We start from the raw sequence: 17,659 nt of genomic DNA on the forward strand, positions 1-17,659 counted from the left end.
TTTTCGTCGGTGGGCTGTGCATCGGCGTTTCCTGGTCGGCGGTTCCCGCATGCGGAGGGTGGCGTCGTTGCGGTAGGTTGGGCCGCTGGCCCGACGCTTCGAAGCCGATATATTGCGCATTTCGTATTCGCTCAAGAGCGGAGCCTTCCCTTTTCGTCGGTGGGCTGTGCATCGGCGTTTCCTGGTCGGCGGTTCCCGCATGCGGAGGGTGGCGTCGTTGCGGTAGGTTGGCCCGCTGGGCCGACGCTTCGAAGCCGATATGTTGCGCATTTCGTATTCGCGGAAGAGCGGAGCCTTCCCTTTTCGTCGGTGGGTTTGCGGGGCTGGCTTTGAATCGCTCAGGGTTTGGGGTTTTTCTGGCTTCGCTCTTTGGTCGTTCACACATTTTTGGCTTGGGTTGCTTCGATTTGTCGGGCCGGCGGCCCAACCTACTGGCTTGCGTTCTCTCTTTGCCTGCGGGCTCTTCGGGGATTCGCTCTTCAGGGAGGATCTGCCGTGCGAGCGCTTGGGCTTCGCTCTTTGAAATCTCATGTACTTCGAGCCTGAGTTGCTTCGATTTGTCGGGCCGGCGGCCCAACCTACTGGCCTGCGTTCTCTCTTTGCCTGCGGGCTCTTCGGGGATTCGCTCTTCGGGGAGGATCTGCCGTGCGAGCGCTTGGGCTTCGCTCTTTGAAATCTCATGTACTTCGAACCTGAGTTGCTTCGATTTGTCGGGCCGGCGGCCCAACCTACTGGCTTGCGTTCTCTCTCCGCTTGCGGGCTCTTCGTGCTTTTGCACTTCGGCAGGGGCGGAGGTTGCGGTCGCTGTCGCCATCGAATCCTCCCTCACAGGTCCAGGTCGGCCAGCTCGGCCAACAGCAGGGCCTCGGCCTCGCTCTCGCTCATGTTGTTGAGTTCCTCCACCGTCGCCGGCGCCTTCGACGCCTCTTCCTCCGCCGACACCTCCGCGATCTCCGCCGCCTCGACGCCCGACCCGGCGAATCGGTCCGCCATATGCGCCGTGAGGTCCTGCACCGTAGGGAAATCGAAAGCCACCGTCGAATCCAACGCACAACCCAGCCGCTTCTGCAGACGGTTGCGCAGTTCCACCGACGTCAACGAATCCATGCCCATCTGGAAAAAACCCAACTCGGGATCGATGCGCTGGTCGGCATCCAAACCCAACACGCGCGCCAGGAGCTGCTCGACCTCGGTCTTCAAGCGCTTGCGGCGCAACTCGGGCGCGAGCTCCATCAGCACGTCGCGCAGGCTCTCTTCGGCGACGCCGGGCTCTTCCTCGCGATGGAATCCCTCGAGGAACGGCGGCGCGATCTGTTGGGCCAGGTAGGCCGGCCAATCGATCGGCACGACCGCCAGTTGCACGGCCTCGCTGTGCCACAGGCGCAGGAAGAGGTCCAACGCCGGTTCCGGCGCCAACGAGTCGACGCCCTTCACCCGCAGCATGCCGCCCTTGCCCCCGCGTGCCGCGGCCCCGATCGACGCCCAGGCGCCCCAGTTCAGCGACAGGGTCTGCAATCCCTCGGCCGCGCGGTAATGCGCCATGGCGTCCAGGCAGGCATTGGCCGCCGCGTGATTGGCCTGGCCCGGTGCCGGCAGCACCGAGGCCGCCGACGAGAACAAAATCAGCGGACAATCGGGTTGGCGTCGGAGATGACGGTGGACGTGCCAAACCCCGTTGAGCTTGGGCTGCAACACCCGCTGGAACCGCTCGCGGTCCTGGTCGGGTAACGAGGCGTTGTCGACCACCCCGGCGGAGAACACCACGCCGGCCAACGGCGGCATGTGCCCCAGCACTTCGGCGAACAAGGCATCGACCTGACGGGCGTGACAGATATCGGCCTGCATCACACGCACCCGCGCGCCGGCGGAACGCAGGCCTTCCAAAGCGGTCGCACGACTGGGCGACACCGTGCGGCGGCCCACCAACACCAGGTGACGGGCACCGCCCTCCACCAGACGCCGTGCCACCGCCAGACCCAGGTCCCCCAATCCGCCGAATACGAGATAGGTTCGGTCGGCGCGCGCTTCGAACGACGCACCCGCTTCCGTCAACGCGTCGCGCGCGCGGGTCAGGCGCGCTACGTAACGACCGCCGCGACGAAGGGCCAACTGATCCTCGCGATCGGGCACCAGAAGCTCGTCGCAGAGGCGGCCGACGAGCCCCTCCTCGGGACCGTCGAGCTCGGGTTCCACATCGATCAGGCGCACACCGCATTCGGGCAGCTCGGCGGAAATGGTCTTGGCCAGCCCCCACAAGGGCGCACCCGCCAGACCACGCGGCTCTTCGTCGCCGACGCGCACCGCGCCATGCGTGACCAAGGTCAGGCGCGGCACCTGCGCGGCAGGCAGGCGCTTCAGTGCCCGCGCCAGGTTGAGCGCTCCGCACCAACCGGCGCGGACCACCGATTCGGGCTCCTCGCGCGACCAGCGGGCCATGTCGTTGCCGTCCATGCCCCAGAGGAACACGATCCCCTCGATCGGGGCCGATGTGCCGAACGATTCGATCAGGTGTTCGAAGGATTCGCCGTCTTCGGGGTCGAGCGTCACCAGGCCGCTGTAATCCATGCGCGGCCCCTCGGGTAGGATCATTTCGCAGGTGGCGCCCCGCTGTTCCAAGGCCTCCACCAACGCGTGACCGAACCCGACGTCGTCGGCGAAGACCAGCCAGCGCGGCGCATTGGGTCGGGCCGCTTCGGATCGCGCCGCGATGGGACGCCGCGGCACACAGGCCGCCAGGACCATTTGGTGCCAGGCCAGCTCCGGACGCCCTGGCACCGCCGGCAACGAAACCACCGCCTCGAAGCCCTGACGCGCCAGCGCCGTTTCCCAGGTGGCGACCGGCGCCATCGGACCCGTGGCGCGATCGCGTGCATCGGCGAAGCGCCACCAGCCGTCGGTCAGCCCGAACGTCAGGTCCATCCAGCGCACCGGCGCGGTGCCTTCCAGAACCAGCATCATGCCGCCAGGGGCCAGCAGGCGGCGCACCCGCGCCAGGCTCTGTTCCAGGTCGGCGGTGGCGTGCAGCACATTGGCCGCGACGACCAGGTCGAAACTGGCGGGCTCGAAACCGAAATCCTCGGGCTCGCGCTCGATGTCCAATCGAGCGCACGCGAAGCCGGGCGTTGCGGCGAACCGTTCCCGGGCGGCGGGAAAGAAGGCGGTCGAAATATCGGTGAACGTGTAGTGGACGCAATCGGGTGGAAGTTCGGCCAAGACCGCCGCGGTCGTGGCCCCGGTCCCCGCCCCGATCTCCAGCACCCGAAGCCCGCGGTTACGGGGCAACGCAGCGATCAATTTGTGCAACAGCAAGGCAAGATGGGCGTGCAGGGCCACCGCCGCGGGCGAATCCGCGTAGGCTCGGGTCACGTGCTCGGCACGGCCGGGTGCGAACAGCACTTCCGCCAGCGGATCGCGCCGTCCCTGCAACACGGCGCCCAGGTGGGGCGCCACCTGGTTCAGCAGGGCCAGCTCGCAACCCAACGCGGGGTAGCGCGCGGCAAGCAGATCACACTGTGGTGCAAACGCGTCGACCCGCGGCACCATCAAGACCCGATAGCCGTCGGCCGCGGTCTCGAGCAGGCCGTCCTCGACCAACATGGTCAACATGCGCGCCAGCAAAGAACGGTACCGCGGCACCACGGCGAGTTTTTCCACCAGGTCGGAGAGCCGGAAGAACCGATCGATCTCGAAGGGTGCCCCCAAGTCGTCCAAGGTCGCCACCACCAAATCGCGACAGAGACCGTCGAGACGGGTCACCGCCGCGGGGTCGACCGCATAGTCGGCCTTTTGCGATTCCACCCGAAGCCGCCATTGGTGCAACAGATCGGGCATTGAGCCGGGCAGGCCCAGTCCGCCGAGCGCCCGCTTCATCCAAGTCACGCGGTACAGCCAATCGGCGCCGTCCCCTGCCCTGCCAACCAGGCCCGCGTCGGGTCCGGCGACCAGGGTTCGGAACCGATCGGAGCCCACCGCCCGGCCGGCAAGGCCTTTCCACAGGGCGATCACACGACCGGTGTCGTCCACCAGGCGCACATCGCCCAACAACTGATCGGGTCCGGACGGGCGCCGCTGGGCCTGGGCCCAAAGTGGACCGGCCGCGGGTCGGCGATACAGATGCAACTCGGCGATGCCCGTGGGCACCAGCGTTTGCCGGGGATCGCCATCGGCCAACGCGACCAACAGGCCGAAGCAGGAATCGATGAGCCCGGGGTGCAGCAGATAATCCGTCAAGGCGTCGTCGCCCGGCGGTACCAATCGCCCGACGGCGCGGTCGCGATCCAACCACAGTTCGTCCAGCCAACGGTAACTCGGCCCCAGATCGATGGACCGGGCGGCTTGGGCTCGATAGATGAAGGCGCCTTCCTCATGACGCGTGAAAAGAGAGACGTCCGGAACCGCAGCTTCGCGTCCCGGAATCCGGTCCTCGGGACCTCGAGCCAGTCGCCCTTCGGCATGGCAGATGGCACCGTCTTGCCGGCGCCCGTCCAAACTGAACAAGCGAAACCGCGAAGCCTGGTCGGCCGTGTCGGTGGTGACGCCCAACTGGATGTGACCCGCTTCCGGATCGTCTACCGGCAGGGGCCGCAGGAACCGCACCTCTTCCAACCGCAGCGGTCCTTCGCCGTGCATCGTGGCGGCCGCCTCCAGCGCGGCCGAGACCATGCAGGCCCCGGACACGATGTAGGACCCGAACACGCGGTGATCCTCGAACAGCGATCGGCTGCGCGGGTGCCAGTCGGCCTCGAACACGACGCCCTCGAGAAAGGGCGACACGAGGCGGTGGTCCAACAGCGCGGAAAGTGGCCGATCCTCGGAGGCCCGAACGGGCGGTGCCGGTTTGGGCGGCGCACCATGGTTGTCCAGCAACCAGTAGCGACGACGTTGGAACGGGTAAGGGGGCAAGGCCACCCGGAACCCAGGTCGCTCGAAGAGACGGCGCCAGTGGGGTGCGGCGCCGGCCGCGATCAGCTCGGCCAAGGCGCGGCGCACGGCGCGGCGATCGTCGAGGTGTTTGCGCAGGCTGAACACCTGGCCCCGTTCGGCCAACTGGGGAAGGTGGCGCGCCATGGCCAGCAGGTCCGGGGAAGCACCGACCTCCAACAGCAGCTCGGCCTTGGGCAGCGCGTCGCCGGCCAAGCAGTGAAGCGCGTCCACGAAGCGAACCGGCTCCGTGATTTGGCGGCACCAGTATTCGGGATTCGTCAGTTCCTCGGTCACCAAGCGCCCGGTCGTGCTGGAAATGTAGGGAATGCGCGGCAGTCGCATGTTCACGCCGAGCAACTCGCGACGGAAGTCATCCACCATCGGCACCATCAGCGGTGAATGAAAGGCGTGGGAGACCTCCAACGCGCGGGTCTTGACGCCATCGCGCGACAGCGCCTCGAGGACCTGCTTCACGGTCTCGGCCTCACCGCTCAGCGTGCAGGAGGTCGGGGTGTTGTAGCTGGCGATCGTCAGCGGGGCCGAAGCCCGCGCGCACAGCGCGTGCAGGCGCGCCGGCTCGCAAAAGGCGACAGCCATGCTGCCGCCGGCCGGCAATTCCTGCATGAGGCGCCCGCGAACGGCCACCAGGCGCGCTGCATCTTCGAGCGAAAACACACCCGCCTGGCAGGCGGCGACGTATTCGCCCAGGCTATGGCCCAGCACGACGGCGGGCCGCACGCCCAGGCCGCGCCACCATTCGGCCAGCGCGTAACCCACCGCGAAAATGGCCGGCTGGGCATGGGCCGTGGCGGCCAGCGCAGCACAATCGGTTTCCGCCGCGATCAACGCTTGCAAGGGCCTGTCGAGATACGGATCCAGCAAGGCCGCGCAGCGTTCGAAGGCCTCGCGGAAGCGCGGCTCGGAAGCCAACAGCGCGGCAGCCATGCCCGGGTATTGGCTCCCCTGACCGGTGCAAAGAAAGGCGACCGCCGCACCGCCGCCGTGGCACGACGCCCGGCTCGTCTCGGGATGGTCTTCACCATCCAGGAACCGCGCGAGGCGTTTGTGGGCCTCGGCCGTCGATTCGGCCACCAGCGCCACGCGATGCTCGTACAGGTCCCGTTGCCGTGCGGTGGCGGCACACCAGGCGGGCCAATCGGGCGACGACTCGGCCGACAGGCGCTCCAGGTTCAGCCGCGCCAGTTCGCGCAGCGCTTCCTCGGAGCGTGCGGACAGGACCAACAGCTCCGCTGAGGCCGGTTTCGGCTCGGCACCGGGTTCCTCGGCAGGGGCCGCCACCGGCGGTCCACTCAAGACCACGTGGGCGTTGGTGCCGCTGAACCCGAAAGAGCTGAGCCCGGCGCATCCGGGTCGATCGGCCGCGGGCCAGGGCTCCAGTGCGGTGGGCACCCGGACGGGAAGCTGGCTCCAGGGAATGTGCGCGCTGGGCTTGGTGAGATGGAGATGGGGCGGGATCTTGCGGGCCCCCATGGCGAGAACGATCTTGATCAGGCCGGCGATGCCCGCGGCGGGTTCCAAATGGCCGATGTTGGTCTTGACCGAACCCACCAGCAACGGCCGGGCGGGATCGCGATCGGCCAACAGGGCCGAGGCGAGGGCCTCCATTTCGATCGGGTCGCCCAAGGCGGTGCCGGTGCCGTGGGCCTCGACGTAATCGATATCGGCGGGGGTCAGGCCGCCATCGGCCAGCGCCGCGCGAACCACCGCCCGCTGGGCGGCACCGTTGGGCGCCGTCAGGCCGTTGCTCTTGCCGTCCTGGTTGACCGCCGTGCCGCGCACCACGGCCAACACCCGATCGCCATCGGCCAGCGCCGCATCCAGCGGCTTCAGCACCACGACGCCGCAACCTTCGCCGCGCACGTAGCCGTCGGCGGCGGCGTCGAACGTCTTGCAACGGCCGTCCGCCGAAAGGGCCTGCAGCTTGGAAAAACAGACGTGGAGCTCGGGCGCCAGCATCAGGTTGACGCCCGCCACCAGGGCGCAATCGGTTTCCCCGGCGCGCAGGCTGCGACAGGCCAGGTGCAAGGCCACCAATGAAGAGGAACAGGCCGTGTCGAGCGCCACTGCCGGCCCTTCCAGACCCAAAAGGTAGGCCAGCCGGCCGGCGGCCGTGCTGAAGGTCGTGCCGGTGATGGCATAGGCGTCGATGCGCTCCGGGTCGCCGTGACGATGGGCGCGGGCGTAGTCGTCGGCCGAAATGCCGACCCAGGTGCCGGTTTTGGAACCACGCAACGATTCGGGCCGGATCCCGGCGTCCTCGATCGCTTCCCACACCACTTCCATCAGCAACCGCTGCTGGGGGTCGAGCGCGCGGGCTTCCACCGGGGCGATGTTGAAAAATCCCGCGTCGAACCCGTCGACCGGCACATCGAGGAACCCACCCCGCGCCGTGCTCATCTTGCCGGGCGCCTCGCCGTCGGCATCCAACCAGCGATCGCGGTCCCAACGGTCGGGCGGCACCTCGTCGACGGCATCGACCCCGTCGCGCAACAGGTTCCAAAAGGCGGCGGGCCGATTGGCCCCGCCCGGGAAGCGGCAACCCATGCCGACGACCGCGATCGGCCCGCGCTGACGTAGGTGCTCGACTTCGCCCAGCAGGCTCTTGATTTGCACGGAAGCCCGACGAAGGGCCTCCTTTAACTGTGTTTCCAGGTTTTTTTGATTCATGGTGACTCGAAAAATGAAGATGGCACAGGTCGGCGCGGCAAGCCCGAATGGCAGCCGCCGCGCGCGGGAGCTCAGTCGAGCAGGTCCTCGATTTCGGCGAGCACGGCGCGAGCCGTGTCGGCGACAGGGGGCCGGTCGGATCGGAGCGGTTCGGAGGCGGTTGCGGATGCGTCCAGAACCTCGTCCAACAGGAAGCGAGTGATGCGGTTGAGTGTGGGGTGATTGTATACCAACGAGACGGGTAGGGTGCGTCCGAGTTCGCGGCCCAGACTGTTGCGGAACTGAACGGCGGAAAGCGAATCCAACCCCTGTTCGGTCAGCGGGCGATCGGGATCGAGTCGCACGTGGCCGCCGAAGGAGAGCACCTGGCCGGCGACGGCGGCGATGCGATCTTTGAGCAGGTCGGCGCGTGCCTCGGCGTCCAGGGCGGCCAACTCGGCCACGAAACGGGACGGCGAGACGGCCGACTCCGGTGCCGGTGCGGTCAGGTCGCGAAGCAGGGCGCCGGCGGGCGGGTTGGCCTGGAGATATCGGTCCCAATCACAATCGACGACGGCGACCTGAGCGGGCGGATCGGCCAAGAGCGCGTCGAAGACGGCGAACCCATCGCGGGGCGGCAACCCCCGGAAGCCCTGACGAGCCATTTCCGGGCGAATCCCGTGATCGACGGCGGCGATGCCCACCTCCTGCCAGGGACCCCAGTTGATGGAAAGTGCGGGCAGCCCCATGCTGCGGCGGTAGTGGGCCAACCCGTCGAGGTAGGCGTTACCGGCGGCGTAGTTGGCCTGGCCCTGGTTCCCCAGCACGGATGCCGCCGAGGAGAACATGACGAAGAAGTCGAGCTCCAGGTCGCGGCAGGCTTCGTGGCAGGTCCAGGCGCCCAGGGCCTTGGTCTCGAACACGCCGCGGAACTGTTCCCAGTCCATGTCGGCGATCATGCGGTCGCGCAGGAATCCGGCGGCGTGGATCAGGCCGCGCAAGGGTCGCGCTTCGGTACGCAGGCTCTGGATCAGAGAGGCCATGGCGGCGCCGTCGCGGACATCGGCTTGGGCAGCGGTGACGTCCACACCCTGCGCGCTCAGGGCTTCGATGCGTGCGGCGGCTTCGTCGTGCGGCCGACCTCGGCCCACCAGCACAAGACGACGGGCACCCCGTGCCGCAAGGTGCTCCATGAGGGCCAGGCCCAGTCCACCGGTTCCGCCGGTGATCAGGTAGGCGGCATCTTCGCGGATCGGCAGGGACGCGGGCGAATCCGGAAGCGACACGACATCGTGTTGCAGCCGGGCAACCAAAAACCGACCGTCGCGCAGCATCAGGCGCGGTTCCTCATCGCCCAACCGCAGTGCCGGCAACAACCGATCCGGCGCGGTGGCGCCATCCAGATCCAGCCAGGCGCAATGCAGTTCGGGGTGTTCCAGGGCGATGGCGAGGGCCATGCCCGAGAGCGGTGTCTGGTTGAGCGCAAAGGAACCGTCGGCGGCCACCGGTCCGGCGGCGCGGGTGAGCACCGTCAATCGCGGCGGTTGGGGTCCATTGCGCTCGATCAGGGCGCGCGTCAATTGCAGCAGGCCTCGACAACCGCGGAAACGCGCCTCGGGCGAGGACGCCGGCACCAGGGGTTCGTCCAGAGCCCATCCGTAGAGCACGCGTTCCAGCCGGGACTCGCCGGGCAGGGCGTTCATCAAGCGCGCGAAATCGGCGCGGCCGTCCGCAGGAATCGCGAATCGATCCTCGCCGAGGCATTCGAAGGAGAGACCTTCGCACACGGTCACGACTCGCGTGCCATGGGCACGCAGCGCCTCGCGCAGCTCGGCCAGTTCGCCGTCCTCGTCTTCGAAGATCAGCCAAAGCCCACCGGAAGGCGATGCGGCGGGCGGGGTGACGGGCTGCCAGGCAACCGAGTAGGTGTGTGGCGAGGAGGTGACCGCGGTGGGCCGATCCATCGAGGCGACGCTGGCCTCGCGCGCTTCGAGCCCGGTGATCGCGAGCATCATGCGCCCGTTACCGTCGAACAGTCGTGCGTCGCCCACGAGACGACCGCTGCTGCCGTCGGCGTCGGGTCGCAGGCTCAGGTAACCCCAAGCCCCCGCGCCGGTGAGCCTGGCCAGAACCTGAACGCGTTCGATGGCGAAGGGCATCCAGGTGTGGGTGGAGGGGCCGACGGCGGCCAGCAGCAGCCCGAAGCAGGCGTCGACCAACCCGGGATGGGCCTCTTCGGGAAGGCCTCCCAAGCGGGTCGGCACCCGCAGGCGACAGGCCGCGCGCCCTTCACCCAGTTGCAGCGTCTCGAACCAGCGGTAGGCCAGGCCCAGATCGATGCGGCGCTCGGCCTGATCGCCGTAATAGCGGTCCACGTCGTGCGGGGTGGGGCAGGCGTCGCGCGCCGACGGCCAGTCCTCGACCGCGTCGATGGGCGAAGCGGTGCCGGCGGCGGACGCGAACACACCGGTGGCGTGAATGCGGGAGACTTCGTTCGGATCGTCCGGATCGAAGTGAAGCAGTTGGAAGGCCGTCTCGCCGCGCGCCTCCGGCTCGCAAATCAATTGGACCCGGCGCCCTCCCGTCTCGGGCAGGATCAGGGGATGGGCGAAGTGGATCTCTCTCAAATCGCGGGACGAACCGGGACTGATCGCGCGATCGGCAGCCAGGGCCGTGGCCACGTGGCAGGCGGCCGAAACGACGGGCACATCGAAGATGCGGTGATCACCCATCAACGGCAAATCCTGCAAACTCAAATCCGATTCGAACACCCGTTGCTTCAAACCCGGCAAGCGAACGGGTTCACCCAGCAATCCTCGCGTCCGGGTCGTTTGGGTTCGACCTCGCGGCGGCGGTTCCAGCCAGCAACGCGTGCGTGCGAACGGGTAGGTCGGCAACGCCACGCGTTTGGGTGACATTTGGGGATCGACGGTGCGCGCCACGTTCTCGAGATCCAGCTCGCCCTCGTCGCCCTCGAGGCGACCGGCGACCAGGCGTGCGGCCCCGTCCAATGCGGCGGTCCAGTCGTCCACGCCGCGCTGGAGGCTGGAGGCCATGATCAAATCGTCACCGGGCAGGTTGCCGGCGGCCAGACCCAGCAGGGTGCGATGGGGCCCGATCTCCAGCAGGGCACGGCAGCCCTTGGCGTGGACCGAGCGCAGCCCGTCGGCGAAGCGCACGGGGCGCCGCAGGTGACGCACCCAATACTCGGGCGTGCCCCAGCGATCGTCGGCCGGCGCACCGTCCAGGTTGATCACGGCATCCAGGGTCGGCGTGCGGAAATCGATGCGCCGCAGGCTGTCGCGGAAGGCATCCAGCGCGGGCTCCATGGCCGGGGAATGAAAGGCATGCGAGGTCTGCAGCCGGGTGACCTGTACGCCGGCCTCGGCCAGCTCCCGTTCCACCCGCGCCAACGCGGCCCGTTCCCCGGACAGGACGCTCCGATTGGGACCGTTGATCACGGCGACCGAAAGCCGGTCGGTGAAGGCGTCGATCGCCTCGCGGGCCCGGCTCTCGTCCAAGGCGACACTGACCATGTAGCCGTCGCGCGGCAGACTGCCCATCAAGCGGGCACGCTGCACCACCAACGGCAGACCCTGTTCCTCGCTGAACAAGCCGGCGACCATGGCCGCGCTGAACTCGCCCAGGCTGTGGCCCATGACCACGGCCGGGCGAATGCCCCAGGCGCGCCAGAGATCCACCAACGCCAATTGCAGCGCAACCAGGGCGGGTTGCGCGTAGGTCGTGTCCTCGACCAGACGCTCGACCGCGGAACCCTCGTCGGGAAAGAGAATGTCCGTGAGCGGCACATCCAGGTGGTCGCGCAAGATGTCGGCTCGGCGATCGAGCGCTTCACGGAAGACGGGATGGCTTCGATAGAGATTGCGGCCCATGCCCGGATAGGCATCGCCCTGACCACTGAACAGCATGGCGAGCTTGCGCGGATCGCTGTCGTGACCGGTGTGCAGGCAGGCGACCGGCTCGCGGCGCAGCCACGCATCCAGACCATCGGCCAGCTCGGCGTGGTCACGCCCGTGCACGGCCAGGCGGTGCGCCATCGGCTCGCGGCCCGTGGCGGCGGTGTAACAGATCTCGCTGGGCGAGGGCGCATCCTCGCGGCGCAGAAAGGCGACGTAGCGCTCGGCGGTGCGGCGCAGTGCCTGATCGTCCCGAGCCGAGAGTTGCAGCAGGTGGCGCGGTTGTTCGAACCGGTTGGCTCGATCCGCCGGCAACTGCGCCGTGTGAGGCTGACGGTCGTCGCGGGCCTCGGCGTCCGGTGCCTGCTCCAGAATGACGTGGCAATTGGAGCCGCCGATGCCCAGCGAGTTGACGCCGGCGCGCAAGGGCCCGCGTTCGGACCGCCAGTCGCACAGCCGATCGTTGACGTAGAAGGGCGTCGCTTCGAAGTCGATGGCCGGATTGGGGCGTTCGTAGTGGAGGTTGGCGGGAAGTTGACGGTAATGCAGACACAGGACCGTCTTGATGAAGCCGGCGATGCCGGAGGCGATCTGGAGATGGCCCACGTTGGTCTTCACCGAACCGATGGCGCAGTATCCGCGCTGATCGGTGGCGGTGCGGAACCCGCGTGTCACGCCGTCGATTTCGATGGGATCGCCCATGACGGTGCCGGTCCCGTGCATTTCCACGTAGCCGACGGTGGCCGGATCCACGTCGGCCACGGCCAGCGCCTCGGCCACGGCGGAGGCTTGCCCGTCGGCCGCCGGCGCCATGTACCCCACTTTGGTGCCGCCGTCGTTGTTGGTCGCCGAGCCCTTGACCACGGCATAGACCCGATCGCCGTCGGCCAGCGCGGCGGCCAGCGGTTTCAGCAGCACCATCCCCGCACCACTGCCGAAAACGGTCCCTTCGGCGCGGGCGTCGAAGGCGCGGCAGAGCCCGTCGGGCGAGGTGATCATGCCCTCCTGGTGCAGGTGTCCGGCACATTCCGGACTGGTGACCGACACCCCGCCGGCGAGCGCCATCTCGCATTCGCCGGCGATCAGGCTCTGGCAGGCCATGTGCACCGCGACCAGCGAGGTGGAACAGGCGGTCTGTACGTTCACGCTGGGTCCGCGCAGGTTGAGTTTGTAGCTGATGCGGGTGGTGAGGTAGTCCTTGTCGTTGGCGACCATGAGCTGGAAACCGCCGTAGGAGTCCAGCGTGGCGACGTCCAGGCTGTCGCGCGGGTCGAGTCGATGGCGGTTGGGCCAGACGTTGTTCAGGAGATAGGTGTTCATGCCGGCACCGGCGTAGAGACCGATCTTGCCGCCGTGCACGCGGGGACGGTGGCCGGCGTGTTCCAGGCAGCTCCAAGCACACTGGAGCAGCACGCGCTGTTGGGGATCGAGCAGTTCGGCCTCGCGCCGGCTGAATCCGAACAGGTCGGCATCGAACTCGGCGGCGCCTGCCATGATGGGCGCGGCCCGGACATAGGCCGGATCCTGCCAGGAGACCGGGTCGATGCCCGACTCGGCCAGCCCGCTTTCGCTCAGTTGGGTGACGGAACAGACGCCGTCGTGCAGGTTCCGCCAGAAATCCTCGACGGATTCGGCACCCGGGAAACGGCAGGCCAACCCGATGACCGCGATGTCGGTGCTGCGGGCCTCGCGCCGGCGTTTGCCGGCCTGGACGAGGGCCTCCGCGATGGCCGGCTCGTGGGCGCCGCCGGTTTCGTCACCGAGGAACCGGGCCAGGTCGGCGATGGTCGGGTGTTGGAACATGTCCACGACCGAGAGGTTCCGGCCGAACGCCTCCTGGAGTCGGGTCTGCACCTGGGTCAGCAACAACGAGTGGCCACCCAGTTCGAAGAAGTTGTCGTGGGCGCCGATGCCGGTCAGCCCCAGCACCTGCTCCCAGATGGCGGCGATGCGGGAAGCCACCTCGCCGCGCCCCCGCTCGGAGGCGGTCGCGGCACCGCCGCCGGAGAGCAGCGCGCGATCGATGCGGCCGTGCTCTTCCATGGGCATGGCGATCAGCGGTTCCGGCCGGCAATGGTGCGCGCGGCCGAACAGGTCTCGTTGGCTCAGCCGCGCCACGGCCGACGCGGCTCCCGTCGCTCGCTCGGGATCGAAGGATAGGTAGGCGGTCGGCTGGGGAGCGCCGGGGTCGGCTTCTGCCAGCAGCGGGGCGAGGGCCGCGGCCGAAGGATCCAGGCCCAACAGGAGCCGGTCCTCGTCGCGGCAAAGGGCGCGCAGCAGGCCGGCCATGCCCCAGCGCGGTGCCAGACGCAGCAGGCCGCGGGCCCGAGCGGCACTCTCGTTGCCACCGACGTCGTCGAAGTCCCAAGCGGCCAGGCTCAGCACCTGGCGGCGCGGCCCTTTCCGGGGATCGCGCTCCCTCGCGAAGGCGTCCATGAACCGAGCGGCCGCGGCAAAGGCGGCGGTGTTCGGCGCCCCGAGAAAACCGAGCACGGACCCCAAGCCGACGAAACAGGCGTCGGGTCGGTCGGCGACGAGGTCGTAGACGACCCGGGTGCCGGTGGTTTTGGCGGCCAGCGCGGCCTTGAAGGATTCGGGTTCCTCGTCGCCGACGGACCGCTCGCGAAACACACCGGCCAGGTGGACCACGCCGTCGAGCGCACCGCCCCAATGGGCTTCGCATTCGTCGATCGCACGTCGCAGGCCCGGCCCGTCACATACGTCGACCTGCCGGTAGCAGGCATCGAGATCGGCTCGGCGAAGCCGGTTCAGACGCTGCAATTTGGTGCGAACTTCTTCCTCCCTGGGCGGGTCCGCGCCATCCAGCCGGGTTCGTCCGATCAACAACATGCGCGCATCCATGACCCTCCCGAGCCAGGAGGCGAACAGGGCACCGATCCGTCCCAAGCCACCGGTGATCAGGTAGCGACCCCCGCGTTTGAACGGCAATCGGGCCTGGTCGAGCGCACCGGTCGAGACCGCATCCACGGGCGCGAGACACGGGATCGACAGGACGCCTTGACGCAACGCCCACTCCCGCTCGGGCCCTTCGTCGGCGAACAAGCCGGCGGTAATGCCGGAATCGGGTCGGTCGACGTCCAGCAGGCACAGGTCCAACGGCACCGGTTCGTGGACCAAGGCCGCGGTCAACCCGGCGATCATGGCGCGTTCCGGCACGGGGCGGTCACCGTCGGTGGCCGTCAAGGCCGCGCGGGTGCCCACCATCAGCCGCAGCCGTCGATCGTCATCGAAACGCTCGGCCATCGCCTGGCTCAGCCACAACAGGGCGCCGCCGAGATCGCGGGCCGAAGATCCCGTTCCTTCGGCGACCTCGTCCGCCTGCCACAGGAACATCGTGCCGCGAAGGGCCGCCTCGGCCACCGTACCTTCATTTAATAGATGTATGAAGTCCTCCGGTCGATCGGGTCGCACGCGGTAGTGTCGCTCGTCGATCCGGGCGAAGCCGTCGCCCGGACTCACCAGGATGGATCCGGCCGCGGTCGGCCCACACCAGGCTTCCGCCGTGGCGCGATCCGGGGCGAACATCAAGCGATCGGAAAAATCCACCCGCGGCGGTTCGGCAAAGGGTCGGCGCGGGCGCCACACCCGCGTAAGGGTGTGCTTCGGAACCGCGGTCCCTCCTGGCGGCAATTGCGCCTGGGCCAGGATCTGCTGGTCGAACCCTCCCTCGAGCAGGACCTGCTTCAATTGACTTCGCTGGATCTTGCCGATCCCGGTCTTGGGAATCCGATTTTGGGCCACGGGAATCAGGAAATCGGCCTGAACCCCGACCTTGCGCGCCAGATGACCGCGAATCTTGCGGATCAGGCCGCGAACCGGGCCGTTCGGCGCGAGCTCGCCGCGCTGCGGGTCGCGACAGTAGGGCGTGTTGAAAAAGATCGCCAGGCGATCGGTGCCGGCACCCGGCTCGCGCACGCCGCAGGCGGCGGTGAACGAGACCGCCACGCCGGGCACTTCTTCCACGGCCGCTTCGATCTCGTGGCAGTAGAAATTGGCGCCGTTGATGATGATTTCGTCCTTTTCGCGACCTGTTATGACCAGTCGGCCCTCGTCCAGGTACCCCAGGTCACCGGTGTTGAACCAGCCGTCCTGCATGCAGGCGGCGTTGCGCTCGGGATTGCGATGGTATCCGGCGAACACGCTGGGCCCGCGCAGGTGGACCTGACCGATGGTGCGCTCGGTCGACAGGCGACCGGTGCCGTCGACGACGCGGATCTCGGCCCCCGGGATGGGCCGGCCGAGGGGGACGAAGGTCAGGTCGCGTTCGAGTTCGGCGACGGTGAGCCCCGCCGACCAGGTGATGCCCGAACAGGTTTCCGACATTCCGAATGCCGGTCGCAGGGCATCCTGCGGCAAGCCGTGCGGCTGCAACAGCTCCAGGAAACGGCGTGCGGTGGAAGCCACCACCAGCTCGCCCGCATTCACCAAAAAGCCCATGCTGCTCAGGTCGAGGTCCATGGCCGCCACCGCCTCGGCCTGATCGGCGATCAGCGAGAACGCGAAATTCGGGGCCCAGGTGATCGAGACCCGCAGCTCGGAGATGAGCTCCAACCAGCGCAGCGGCTGTTTGAGGATCAGGTCGGACGGGATGTGGATTTGGCGGCATCCCAGGTGAACGGGCATGATGCTCAAAAATACGGTGGCGCCCACGTGATCGAGCGGCATCCAGTTCAAGGTGACGTCGTCGTGGTCGAAGTCGTTCATCTGGGCGGTGCCGGCCGACATGGCCAGCAAGTTGGCGTGGGTCAACGGCACGCCCTTGGGCACGCCCGTACTGCCGGAAGTGAGCAGCAACAAGGCGGTTCGATCGGGCTCGGCGGGGAAGGGTTCGGTCGGCGGCTCGCCGGCGGCGTCCCCATCGACCCATTCCTCCAGGCGGAAGAGCCGCATCTCGGAGAAGTCGGCGGTGCCCGCTTCCCGTGGGGCGACACGCCGTATCTGGTCCTCGATGGCATCGGCCACCGTCCCCTGGCTGAGTACCGGCGGGCGATCGAGCCAGTTCCAGGCGTGATGCAGACGCGCCAACACCGGATTCGCCTGGGCGTAACTGGGCGCCACGGGAAGAGGTACCGGAACGAAGCCGCCCCAAACGCAGCCCCAGAACGCGGTGATGAAGGCACGTGGGTGATCGAACTGAAACAGGACGTGGGTGCCGGGTTCGAGGCCTCTGGCGGCGAGGCCCGTAGCCACCCGCCTGGCCTTTTGGTGTAAATCGGCGTAGGACAGCTCGCTTCGGCCGTCCTGTTCGGAAATGGCGATCAAGCCCGACTGGGGCGATCGCGCCACGGTGCGCGTCAAGGCCTCGATCAAGGTGTGCGGATCGTCGGGCTGTCGGCGCAGCGGATCGCCGATCGAATGGGCCGGCACACCTTCGCCCGAATCTGCATTCGCATCGCGCACGGGACCGCCGTCCTGTTCACCCGACAGCGACATCAAGGGGGTACGCCAGGCCTCCGGAAGAACCTCGCGCCAACGCAAGACTTCCGGCTCGGCCGGCGGGGCCTGTGGCAGCACGGCGACCCGGGCCACGCCGGGCACCTCGTGAAGGCGGGTCTCCCACTGGCCACAGAGCGTTTCGTCCACGTGGATCAACCCGCGCAACCGTTCCCGATCGGGCAGGCCGTCCTCGCCGTAGGGCAGGGCCCGCACCGGCAGGAACCCGATTCGGGTGCCGTCGCCGAAGTCCACGCCCGACTCCGCCAGCCACAACCGCACGCGCTCCGGGGCCAGGGGCCGCTCGGGCACGTAGCAGATCAGCGCACCGCTCCGACCGCCTTCGGACCCTGTCAACTCCAGCGCCACGGCATCGCGAACGGTCGGATGCCGGCGCAGGCGCGCACAGAGATCGGACGGCGAGCAGGTCGCCGGGGAAGCATTGTCACATGTCGTCTTGTCAGCGTCGGGTACCGGAGAATCAGGGCTGGAGAAGGGCGAGAACGAATGAAGAGATGGAGATCCGAAGGGCGATGCCTGGCTCGTCTGTTGTTGATTTCCTGCAGTGGCGAGTTCGGCGGGGTTGTCTCGGCGTTTCATCATGCCATGTTCCTTGTCCGAGCAAATACTCGATGGAAGCCGATTCAATCCATGAGATGGATCGGGAAACCATGGCCAATCCGCGTTTTAATTTCGCG

2 protein-coding genes are annotated in these 17,659 nt (G+C 67.9%); both read right to left on the reverse strand.

The features are described from left to right. Window positions 1–825: 825 nt before the first annotated feature. Window positions 826–7,611: a type I polyketide synthase gene (locus tag J3U87_RS07235; RefSeq protein WP_237382366.1), complete on the reverse strand. Its 6,786-nt coding sequence runs from the start codon at window positions 7,609–7,611 to the stop codon at window positions 826–828. 71 nt (window positions 7,612–7,682) lie between these two features. After that, window positions 7,683–17,564, reverse strand: coding sequence for a type I polyketide synthase (locus tag J3U87_RS07240; protein ID WP_237382367.1), 9,882 nt, complete (start codon window positions 17,562–17,564; stop codon window positions 7,683–7,685). Window positions 17,565–17,659 lie beyond the last annotated feature (95 nt).

Source organism: Sulfidibacter corallicola (assembly GCF_017498545.1).
GTDB lineage: Bacteria > Acidobacteriota > Holophagae > Acanthopleuribacterales > Acanthopleuribacteraceae > Sulfidibacter > Sulfidibacter corallicola.